The sequence below is a fragment of the uncultured Limnohabitans sp. genome (assembly GCF_937889215.1).
In the GTDB taxonomy this organism is placed as follows: domain Bacteria; phylum Pseudomonadota; class Gammaproteobacteria; order Burkholderiales; family Burkholderiaceae_C; genus Limnohabitans_A.
Genome location: NZ_CALBEX010000440.1, coordinates 1 through 9,970 on the forward strand (window position 1 = coordinate 1; position 9,970 = coordinate 9,970).

The window sequence follows — 9,970 nt, forward strand, 5'->3', positions numbered from 1 at the left end:
CATGGCGGTCAGGGCGCGCAAGGCCCCCAAACGCGCATCGGGCAATCCGGTGTCGGCCAGCGCCTGCAGAGCCTGGGCACTCAAGGCATCGGCGTAGGCCTTGGCCCTTTCCAAGCCCATCAAGGCCACATAGGTGGGTTTGTCGGCCGCTTCGTCCTTGCCCGCTGTTTTGCCCAGCGTGGCCGAATCGGCGGTCACATCCAGCACATCGTCCACCACCTGAAAGGCCAAGCCCAAGGCCTCGCCAAAAAGGGTCAACGAGGCTTGCAACGGGGCAGGCACGCCCGGCACACAGGCAGCGCCCATCTGCACGCTGCACAACAGCAAGGCCCCGGTTTTGAGGCGGTGCATTTGACGAAGTTGGTCTTCACTCAGGCGCTGCCCAACGCTGGCCAAGTCAATGGCCTGGCCGCCAGCCATGCCCTGGTAACCCGAAGCCCGCGCCAGCAAAGCCACACAGGCGGCTTGCACCGCAGGCGGCACGCTGGCGTCTGGCGGGGTCAGCATTTCAAAAGCCAAGGTCTGCAAGGCGTCCCCCGCCAGCAGGGCTTGGGCCTCGCCAAACTGAACATGCACTGTGGGTTTGCCGCGCCGCAACACGTCGTTGTCCATGCAGGGCATGTCGTCGTGCACCAACGAATAAGCATGGATCAACTCGATGGCGCAAGCGGCATTCAGGGCCGCAGGCGTGTTGAAAGCATCACCCACCGCCTCAGCCGTGGCCAGCACCAACAAAGGGCGCAAGCGCTTGCCGCCATCGAGCACGGCATAACGCATGGCTCGGCCCAAAGCAGCAGGGGATTCGGCCTCAATGCCGGCCGACAAAGTCTGCTCCACACGCGCCAGATGCGGCTGCATCCAAGCCTTCAAGTCCACCGTCATGCGCCACTCCAGGGTTTGAGTTGTCCGCCATCCAGCACCTGGATCTGGTCTTCCACGGCTTTGAGTTTGTCGCGACAAAAAGCCAACAAAGCCGCGCCCCGCTGGTAACCCGTCAACAATTGGTCCAGCGGCATCTGCCCCGATTCGAGCTGACCGACCAGCGACTCCAGCTCCGCCAAAGCCGCTTCGTAAGTGGCGGGCAAGGGCGCTGCTGGGCTGTCTGCGGGTTCTGTAGGGGCGGCCTTGGGCATGGGATGTTCCGAGGTAAAAGTCTGATTTTAGGCCTTATGCTTTGCGCCAACTGACATGCCCACACGCCATGCCCGCATGGCTTTGTCAGAGAGCCAGGCACCGGCGAAGATGCCCCGTAATATTTACGGCTTGCCAAAGCCTCCTTTCAGGTCCTTACCCGCCGGGGTAGAATCACCGTTCATCGGCAGGAAATTTCCTGTCATTTTTTTGCGCTGCAATTTCCGGATTCAGCGCTTTGTTCCTGCCCCTTCATAGGGGGAGTCTCTAGGTCAGGTCACCCATGTCTGATTTAAGTCTTCAACTGCTGCAGGCCGCAAGCCAACTACCAGTTTCCACTTATTTCGATGAGGCGCTGTTTCAGCGCGAATTGAGCACCCTTTTTCAGCAAGGCCCCCGCTACGTGGGTCACCAGCTGGCAGTCCCCAATCCGGGCGACTATTACGCCCTGCCCCACGAGGCCGAAGGCCGTGCCTTGGTGCGAAACGCTCAAGGCGGTGTAGAACTCGTCTCCAATGTCTGCCGACACCGCCAGGCGGTCATGCTGGGCGGCCGAGGCAACCTGCAAACCCAACAAAAAGGCAGCGCGGGCGGCAACATCGTTTGCCCACTGCACCGCTGGACGTATTCACCCAGCGGCCTGTTGCTGGGCGCGCCCCACTTTGCGCAAGACCCCTGCCTGAACCTGAACAACTACAAGTTGCAGGAATGGAACGGTCTGCTGTTTGAAGACAACGGGCGCAACATCGCCGCCGATCTGGCGGGCATGGGGCCACTTGCACAACTCAGTTTTGATGGCTACGCACTCGACCGTGTGGAGCTGCACGAGTGCAATTACAACTGGAAAACATTCATCGAGGTGTACCTGGAGGACTACCACGTCGGCCCCTTCCACCCGGGGCTGGGCCAGTTCGTCACCTGCGACGACCTGAGCTGGGAGTTCAAGGAACATTATTCGGTGCAAACCGTGGGCGTGTCGGGCGGCTTTGGCAAGCCCGGCTCGGACACCTACAAAAAGTGGCACGAGGTGCTGCTCAAGTACCGCAACGGCCAACTGCCCGAGCGCGGCGCGATTTGGCTGACGTATTACCCGCACATCATGGTCGAGTGGTACCCGCATGTGCTCACCGTGTCCACTTTGCACCCGATCAGCCCCAACAAAACACTGAACCAAGTGGAGTTTTATTACCCTGAAGAAATCGTGGCCTTCGAGCGCGAATTCGTCGAGGCCCAACAAGCGGCTTACATGGAGACCTGCCTAGAGGACGACGAAATTGCCGAACGCATGGACGCGGGTCGCAAGGCACTTTGGGCACGCGGCGACAACGAAGTCGGCCCCTACCAAAGCCCCATGGAAGACGGCATGCAGCACTTCCACGAGTGGTACCGCCAGCAAATGAAGACCCTCTAAAGCCCGCCCGGATGCAAGCCTCCTGGATGATTCTGGCGTCGCTGTTTTTCGCGACGATGAGCGTTTGCATCAAATACGCATCCGAGTACTTCCACACCTTCGAGTTGGTGTTTTACCGGGGCGTGGTCGGGGTCGTGCTGATGGCCGCCATTTGCCGCAGCCAGCGGGTGGCTTTGCGCACCCCCATACCGCTCATGCATGTGTGGCGATCAGCCATTGGCGTGTCATCCCTCACGGCCTGGTTTTACGCCATTGCCCACCTGCCCCTGGCCACATCCATGACGCTCAATTACATGAGCGGCATCTGGGTTGCGGCCTTTTTGGTCGGGGGCACACTGCTCATGGGTCGGGTGCAAGACATGGTGAGGCAAGGCCCGGTGGTGCTCACCGTCATCGCGGGCTTTTCGGGTGTGGTCATGATCTTGCGGCCTACCATTGAGCAAAACCAGCTGTTTGCTGGTGTGATCGGCTTGCTGTCGGGTGTGGGGGCCGCCATGGCCTACATGCAGGTCGCGGCACTGGGTCGCATGGGCGAACCCGAGGCCCGCACGGTGCTTTATTTTTCCGTCGGCACCACCCTCGTTGGGGCCGTGGCCATGCTGTTCGTCGGCCCCAGTTCTTGGGTCTGGCCACACGCTGGGTGGCTGCTGCCGATTGGCTTGCTGGCCGCCTTGGGCCAACTGTGCATGACCAAGGCCTACAGCAGCGGGGCCACCTTGGTGGTGGCCAATTTGCAATACTCGGGCATCGTGTTTGCCGCGCTCTATGGCTTATTTTTGTTTGGCGACCAGATTCCCTGGATAGGCTGGGTCGGCATGGCCTTGATCATCGCCAGCGGCATCGCCGCCACCGCCTTGCGCAACCGAAGCTTGCCCCGTACCCTGCCCATTGCCCAGGCCGAAGACCATTGAACGGAGACCCTTTGCCATGTACAACTTGCTGATCACCGCTGCCCAACTCCAACAACTGCAGACCCAGGGCAAGCCTTGCGCCGTGCTGGACTGCAGCTTTGACCTGATGAACCCCGATCTGGCCGATGGCTTTTTTGCCAGCGAACGCATCGCAGGCGCCCTGCCTGCCCACTTGAACAAAAACCTGAGCACGCACCAGGCCGAAGAGGCTGTGAACGGGGGCCGCCACCCCTTGCCGCAACGCGAGGTCGTGGCACGGTGGCTAGGGAATTTGGGCCTTCACAACGGCATGCAAATCGTGGTCTATGACCGCAACAAAGGCCACTACTGCGGCCGTTTGTGGTGGATGCTCAAGTGGCTAGGGCACGAGGCCGTGGCAGTTCTCGATGGTGGCCTGCAAGCTTGGAAAGACATGGGCGGTGCACTGGCCTCAGGGCCTGACATTCCTTTGGCCCCCGCCCATTTTGAGCTGAAAGCACCGCTGCGCCAGTTGATGTTAACCGATGCGGTCTCGGCCGCCTTGGGCCAGCAGACTCAAACCGTGGTCGATGCCCGGGCCGGTGCCCGTTACCGGGGTGAGGTGGAGCCACTGGACCCGGTGGCAGGTCATATTCCGGGGGCGCTGAACAGGCCCTTCACCGAAAACTTCACCGAAGACGGCCGCTTCAAAAGTGCGCCACAGCTCAAAACCGAATGGGACCAGCTGCTCGCGGGCCGCCCGGCCAGCAGCGTGGTGCACCACTGCGGCAGCGGCGTGACCGCCGTGCCCAACGTGATCGCGATGGAACTGGCCGGTTACGGGCCTACTGCCTTGTATGCGGGCAGCTGGAGCGAATGGAGCCGCACCCCAGGCTTGCCCTGCGCCCAAGGGTGAGACTCAAGTCAGTGCTGGTGCCCTGCCAAGGCGCTGACCAGCACCACCATGCCGATGCCCAAACCCAGCCACAAAATCTGCGTTGCCGTTTCGCGTGCGGACAGGCGCTTTTGCAACTGGGGGATCAAGTCGGCCAAAGCCACGTAGACAAAGCTGCTGCTGGCCACGACCAAAAAATACGGCAGCCAGTCGTGCAGGGCATCGACCAGCACATAACCCACCGCGCCGCCCAAAGCGGTGATGGCCCCGGCCATAGACACCTTGACGATGGCGGCTTGGCGGCTGCTGCTGCCTTGGCGCAAGACCGCCAGATCGCCCATGTGGTGAGGAACTTCATGGGCCAGCACGGCCAGCGCGGCAATGACACCCAAACGCATGTCGGCGATGAAGGCCGAGGCGATCAAGATGCCGTCGCCAAAGCAATGCACGCTGTCGCCAGCCAACACAGCCCACTGACCGCGGGTGGATTCAGCGGTTGAGTGCGCGGTGTGCGCGTGAACTGGTGAGTGCGCGTGCGCCGCTTGAACTTGGTCGTGGTCGTGCGTGCCATGCCCGTGGTGCCCGTGCCCACCGCCGTGCTCATGCCCGTGGTGCCAAAGTTCGGCTTTGTCGAGCAAAAAGAAAAACACCAACCCCAGCAACAAGGTCAGGAACAACTCGTGCGCCCCGGCTTGACTTTCAAAGGCCTCAGGCAGCAAGTGCAAAAACGCCGTCGCCATCAAGGCCCCTGCGGCCAAGCTCAGCATGTGTTGGGTGTAGCGGCTGAGCACGCCAAAACTCAGCCAAGCGGCCAGCCAGACGCTGCCGATGCCCGCCACCAAAGTGCCCAACAAAATCGCCAATAAAGTCATCATGCATCCAAGAAGTGCTCTTTCACCCCAAAACAAACCGCCCCGAAGGGCGGTTTTTCAGCACTCACGCCCCGAAGGGCGGTCACTGCGTTCACAAAATCAAGCCACGCCCTGGCGTTTCAGCCAGGCCAACAATCGCTGCCAGCCGTCTTCTGCGGCTGCCTTGCGGTAGCTGCCGCGGTAGTCGGCATGAAAAGCGTGCGGGGCCTCAGGATAAACCACAAACTCGCTGGCTTTGGCCGCAGCAGGCCCTTGGGCCAGTTCAGCTTTCATCTTATCAACCGTGTCAAGGGGGATGCCCGTGTCGGCCGCGCCATACAAACCCAGCACGGGGGCCTTGAGTTGGCCCACCAAAGCCAAGGGGTGCGCGGGTGTTTGCGCCGTGGCATTGCCCACCAGGCGGCCATACCAGGCCACGCCCGCTTTGATCTTGGGCTGGTGCGCCGCATACAGCCAAGTGATGCGTCCGCCCCAGCAAAAACCGGTGATGGCCAGTTTGTCGGTGTTGCCACCGTTGGCTGCAGCCCAAGCCACGCAGGCGTCCAGGTCAGCCATGACTTGCGCATCGGGCACTTTGCTGATGATTTCGGCCTGCAGCTTGGCAATTTCGCCGTAGCCGCTCGGGTCACCTTGGCGCACAAACAATTCCGGGGCGATTGCCATGTAACCGGCCTGGGCCAGACGGCGCGTGACGTCGGCGATGTACTCGTGCACGCCAAAAATCTCAGAAATCACAAACACCACCGGCAAACCGGTCTTGCCCGCAGGGGCGCTGCGGTAAGCGGGCATTTTGAAACCATTCACGTCGATGGTCACTTCCCCAGACACCAGACCCGTCGCAGGGGTTTTGATGGCTGTTTGCGCCATGATGGGCACCTAGCCCCCTACTTGGCCCATGCCACGATGGAGCCGATGAACTGCACCGCACGCGTCAAAGACGGTCGCGTAGAGATTTGGGTGCCCACCCAAGTGCCCCAAATGGCCCGCGAAATCGCTGCCAAAGTGGCCGGCGTGAAGACCGACCAAGTCACGGTGCATGTCACCTTGCTGGGCGGCGGTTTTGGCCGCCGTCTGGAGGTGGACTTTGTGGGCCAAGCCGTGCAAGTGGCCATGGCCTGCCAAGGTGCCCCCGTGCAACTGGTCTGGTCTCGCGAAGAAGACATGACGCACGACTTTTACCGACCCATGCACCTGGCCAAGTTCCAGGCCTCGGTGGATGACAAAGGCGAAGTCACGAGTTTGCGCATCAAATCGGCGGGCGACGCCATCACCCCGCGCTGGATGGCGCGTGCCGTGCCCATGCTGTCGGGTCCCATCGACATGCCCGACAAAACCGCCGCAGAAGGCCTGTTCGATCTGCCCTACGGCTTTGAAAGCCAGCACATGAGCCATGTGGCCACCCAGTCGGGCGTGCCCGTCGGTTACTGGCGCTCGGTGGGCCACTCGCACAACGCGTTCTTTTCAGAAAGCTTCATCGACGAACTGGCTGTGGCCACGAAGCAAGACCCGCTGGCCTTTCGCCTCAAGCTGCTCCAACACGCGCCGCGCTACGCCGCCGTGTTGCAACTGGCGGCCGACAAAGCCGGCTGGGGCCAGGCCTTGCCTGCCGGCCATGCGCAAGGCATCGCGCTGCACGAGTCTTTTGGCTCCATCGCGGCCCAAGTGGCCGACGTCTCGATCGAGCAAGGCCAGATCCGCGTGCACCGCGTGGTCTGCGCCATCGACTGCGGCACCGTGGTCAACCCCGACACCGTGGCCCAGCAAATGCAGAGCAGCGTGGTCTACGCGCTGAGCGCCGCGCTGTTTGGCCAAATCGACATCGTGGGTGGCGTGGTGCAGCAGACCAACTTCCCCAACTACCCCATGGTCACGCTCAGCCAGGCACCGGTGGTGGAAACCCACATCTTGCCCAGCACCCGCCACCCCGCAGGTGTGGGCGAACCGGCTGTGCCACCGCTGGCCCCGGCCGTGGGCAATGCACTGTTTGCTTTGACGGGCAAACGGCAGAGGGCTTTGCCGCTGGTGGTGTGAGCTCAGCCCCCAAGGCCGTCACCCCCCACGCAAAACCTTGAGGATTTTCTGGCCGCCTCGGCCATTGGCCTCTTGCCCCAAGCGCTGCTGTTCGGCGCGGATCGCCTCGCGCGATTTGTCGCCCAACATGCCATCCACAGGGCCAATATCGTGGCCGCGCATCACCAACAAGCCTTGCAACTCGCGCCGCTCGGCGCGGGACAGACCCGCGTCATCGGTAGGCCATGGCGTGGCGAAAGGGCCAGCGCCGCGCAGCCGGTCGCTCAGGTGAGCGATGGCCAAGCCATAGCTTTCGGCGGCGTTGTAGCTGTAGAGCGCATCAAAATTGCGCGTCACCAAAAACGCCGGGCCGTTGGCACCGGCCAACGTCAGCAGGCCCACGTTGCCCAAACTGGCGGGCAAGGCAACGCCATCGATGCGGCGCACGCCACGGGCCGTCCATTCAGACACCGGGCGCTTGCTGCGGCGGCCTTCTCCGGCCAAAGAAATCCCTGCTGGCAACTTGACCTCGATGCCCCAGGGCAAGCCGCGCTGCCAGCCTGCGCGGGCCAAAAAGTTAGCGGTTGAGCCCAGCGCGTCCACGCTGCTGTCCATCAGGTCGGCACGGCCGTCGCCGTCAAAGTCCATCGCCAAGCGCTCGAAGGTGCTGGGCATGAACTGGGTGTGGCCAAACGCCCCCGCCCACGAGCCCACAAAACGCTCAGGCGCGATGTGCCCGGCTTGCAAAATGCGCAGCGCCGCAAAAAATTCGCTCCTGAAGTAGCTTTGTCGCCGCCCGTGGCACGACAGCGTGCCCAGCGCCTGCACCAGCGGGTATTTGCCAAAGGTCTGGCCAAAATTGCTCTCCACGCCCCACACCGCCACCACCGTGGCCGGGTCCACACCGAAGCGTTGCTCGGCTCTATCGAGCGCCTGGCGGTACTCGGCCAGGCGGGTAGCGCCATCGGCCACGCGCTCATCGTCCACCAGGGCCGACATGTAATCCCAAATGGCCGTGCGAAATTCGGGCTGAAAGTTCAGTTTTTCAATGACGCTGAAATCGGCCTGCAGCCCCGCCGTATGGCGCGCCCAAGTGGCGTCACTCACTTTGCCGATGCGCGCAGCCGGGCGCAACTCGGCCATGCAGGCCGACAAATCGGTGTTTTGCGCCCAGGCGGGCGCGCCTACCCAAAACACGGCAGCAGACATCACGCCCAGCAAGCGCTTGACGCTGACGCCAAGCCGCACGCGTGCCGCGTGGGTGGTCGAAGTGGCTAGGGCGCACGAAGGGTGCAGCTGCATGACATATTTCCCTGAAAGATGGATTTACTCAAGCGCAAAGCGCTGGCATGCACTGTATCGTCGATTGCCGTGGCCATGGGCGGTTGACCCGCCGATTTGGCGGGCATGCGGGTTATCGCGGCCCGCCGCCGTACAACCAAGGCACATCCATCACGCGCTCGCCCATCAGGCGCATCGAGAGGTTGCGACCCAAGGCCAACGGGCCGGTCGCATGAAAAATGCGGCCATTGCGGATGGCCCGGGTTTGCACACGGGCGTTGCGCGCCCAGCGCTGCTGGGCATAGGCCTGCAAACCTTCGGCCACGCGGCCTGCATGGGTCGTCAGGCACTGCGCCAGCACCTGCGCATCTTCAATGGCCATGCCCGCACCCTGGGCCAAATATGGCCGCATGGGGTGCGCCGCGTCGCCCAACAAGGCCACACGGCCTTGGGCCATGTCACGCGCCGCCGTCACGGGCGCTCGGTCGTGCAGCGCCCACTGCCGCCAGGCGGGCACCGATGCCAATCGCTCGTGCAAATCGCGGCCCACCGCACCCATGGCCTGCATCAGCGCCTGGGTGTGGCCAGCCGCATCCCAGGCGTCGGCTTGCGCGGACCGATCGCCATGCACGATGGCCACCAGGTTGAGCCACTGCCCGCTGCGCACTGGGTAATGCACCACATGCAGGCGCGGCCCCAACCAAACCGTGACATCTTGGGTGCGCAAATGCGCGGGCAAATCGGCCTGAGACACGAGCGCACGGTAAGCGAGGTGCCCAGTGAAGCGCGGGGGCTCGTCGCCCAGCATCTGCTGGCGCACTGCGCTCCACACGCCATCCGCCCCGATCAGGGCGTCGGCCACCCACGGAGACGCCGTTGCGGTATCCCCCACCCGATCGTCGGCGGCACCCACCGCCAAGCCTTCGGCTGTGGTCATGGCAAGCCCCTCTGCGGTGTCGCGCCAGCCCTGCACCGTCTGGCCCAAGCGCATATCCACGCCCGCGGCCTGGGCGCCTGTGTGCAGCAAGCTTTGCAAGTCTGCGCGGTGGATGGTGGCGTAAGGCGCGCCGTACAAGGCCTGAGCTCGTCCACCCAGGCGCAAGCTGCCCAGCACCTGGCCGGTTCGTGCATCGCGTGCTTGCAACTGCTTGGGGAAAGCCGCCACCTGCGCCAACGCCGCACCCAGACCCCAGGCCTGCAAAATGCGTGTCACATTAGGTCCGATCTGGATGCCTGCGCCCACCTCGCTGAGCCGCGCTGCGCGCTCGAGCAACTGCACCGACACACCGCGCTGCGCACACGCCAAAGCAGCGGCCAAGCCGCCAATGCCGCCGCCTGCGATCAACACCTTTTTGCACTCGTTTCCTGTCATGCATCCATTGTGCCCCGGCCGCAGAAGACACCGATCAGTGGACCGTTGCGGGCATGACCGCGGTCTCTTGTCCTAAAATTATTTGGGCAGTGTCACGGTGGTCAATGCAAGCAGGCGCTGGCCGCGATC

At 62.9% G+C, this 9,970-nt stretch carries 9 protein-coding genes and 1 pseudogene; 4 read left to right on the top strand and 6 right to left on the bottom strand.

The features are described from left to right. Together Q0341_RS11170 and Q0341_RS11175 are read right to left on the bottom strand one after the other, a co-directional pair. A partial coding sequence (locus Q0341_RS11170; protein WP_299513231.1) for a polyprenyl synthetase family protein occupies positions 1-882 on the bottom strand: 882 nt, incomplete at its 3' end. Continuing rightward, positions 879-1,133, bottom strand: coding sequence for an exodeoxyribonuclease VII small subunit (locus Q0341_RS11175; protein WP_299513233.1), 255 nt, complete (start codon positions 1,131-1,133; stop codon positions 879-881). The genes Q0341_RS11175 and Q0341_RS11170, both read right to left, overlap by 4 nt. A gap of 281 nt (positions 1,134-1,414) precedes the next feature. Here Q0341_RS11175 and Q0341_RS11180 point away from each other — a divergent pair, with 281 nt between their 5' ends. From Q0341_RS11180 to Q0341_RS11190, 3 genes are read left to right on the top strand one after another with little or no spacing between them, the layout of a single operon-like run. Beyond that, positions 1,415-2,542 carry an aromatic ring-hydroxylating dioxygenase subunit alpha gene (locus Q0341_RS11180; protein WP_299513235.1) on the top strand — a complete coding sequence of 376 codons (1,128 nt, stop codon included), beginning with the start codon at positions 1,415-1,417 and terminating at the stop codon, positions 2,540-2,542. 11 nt (positions 2,543-2,553) lie between these two features. Then, the gene (locus Q0341_RS11185) at positions 2,554-3,453 is read left to right on the top strand and encodes a DMT family transporter (protein ID WP_299513237.1); all 900 of its coding nucleotides are present in this window, start codon (positions 2,554-2,556) and stop codon (positions 3,451-3,453) included. 16 nt (positions 3,454-3,469) lie between these two features. Then, positions 3,470-4,327: a sulfurtransferase gene (locus tag Q0341_RS11190; RefSeq protein ID WP_299513239.1), complete on the top strand. Its 858-nt coding sequence runs from the start codon at positions 3,470-3,472 to the stop codon at positions 4,325-4,327. Between the two features lie 8 nt (positions 4,328-4,335). Here the strand turns inward: Q0341_RS11190 and Q0341_RS11195 are convergent, their stop codons facing one another. Together Q0341_RS11195 and Q0341_RS11200 are read right to left on the bottom strand one after the other, a co-directional pair. After that, the gene (locus Q0341_RS11195) at positions 4,336-5,178 is read right to left on the bottom strand and encodes a ZIP family metal transporter (protein ID WP_299513245.1); all 843 of its coding nucleotides are present in this window, start codon (positions 5,176-5,178) and stop codon (positions 4,336-4,338) included. A 99-nt stretch (positions 5,179-5,277) separates the two neighbouring features. Beyond that, positions 5,278-6,054, bottom strand: a pseudogene (locus Q0341_RS11200) (dienelactone hydrolase family protein); the annotation flags it as partial. Positions 6,055-6,066: 12 nt separating this feature from the next. Between Q0341_RS11200 and Q0341_RS11205 the strand changes: the two are divergent. Then, positions 6,067-7,209 carry a molybdopterin cofactor-binding domain-containing protein gene (locus tag Q0341_RS11205; protein WP_299513241.1) on the top strand — a complete coding sequence of 381 codons (1,143 nt, stop codon included), beginning with the start codon at positions 6,067-6,069 and terminating at the stop codon, positions 7,207-7,209. An 18-nt stretch (positions 7,210-7,227) separates the two neighbouring features. Here the strand turns inward: Q0341_RS11205 and Q0341_RS11210 are convergent, their stop codons facing one another. After that, on the bottom strand, positions 7,228-8,397 hold the full coding sequence (locus tag Q0341_RS11210) for a lytic murein transglycosylase (RefSeq protein ID WP_299513247.1): 1,170 nt from the start codon (positions 8,395-8,397) through the stop codon (positions 7,228-7,230). Positions 8,398-8,602: 205 nt separating this feature from the next. Continuing rightward, a complete protein-coding gene (locus Q0341_RS11215) occupies positions 8,603-9,841 on the bottom strand; it encodes an FAD-dependent monooxygenase (protein WP_299513243.1) in 1,239 nt (412 codons plus the stop codon). Positions 9,842-9,970 lie beyond the last annotated feature (129 nt).

Coding starts and splice junctions, on each gene's coding strand:
- Q0341_RS11190 (WP_299513239.1), top strand. CDS start 3,470: ATGTACAACTTGCTGATCACCGCTGCCCAACTCCAACAACTGCAGACC.
- Q0341_RS11215 (WP_299513243.1), bottom strand. CDS start 9,841: ATGACAGGAAACGAGTGCAAAAAGGTGTTGATCGCAGGCGGCGGCATT.
- Q0341_RS11180 (WP_299513235.1), top strand. CDS start 1,415: ATGTCTGATTTAAGTCTTCAACTGCTGCAGGCCGCAAGCCAACTACCA.
- Q0341_RS11185 (WP_299513237.1), top strand. CDS start 2,554: ATGCAAGCCTCCTGGATGATTCTGGCGTCGCTGTTTTTCGCGACGATG.
- Q0341_RS11210 (WP_299513247.1), bottom strand. CDS start 8,397: ATGTCTGCTGCCGTGTTTTGGGTAGGCGCGCCCGCCTGGGCGCAAAAC.
- Q0341_RS11175 (WP_299513233.1), bottom strand. CDS start 1,133: ATGCCCAAGGCCGCCCCTACAGAACCCGCAGACAGCCCAGCAGCGCCC.
- Q0341_RS11195 (WP_299513245.1), bottom strand. CDS start 5,178: ATGACTTTATTGGCGATTTTGTTGGGCACTTTGGTGGCGGGCATCGGC.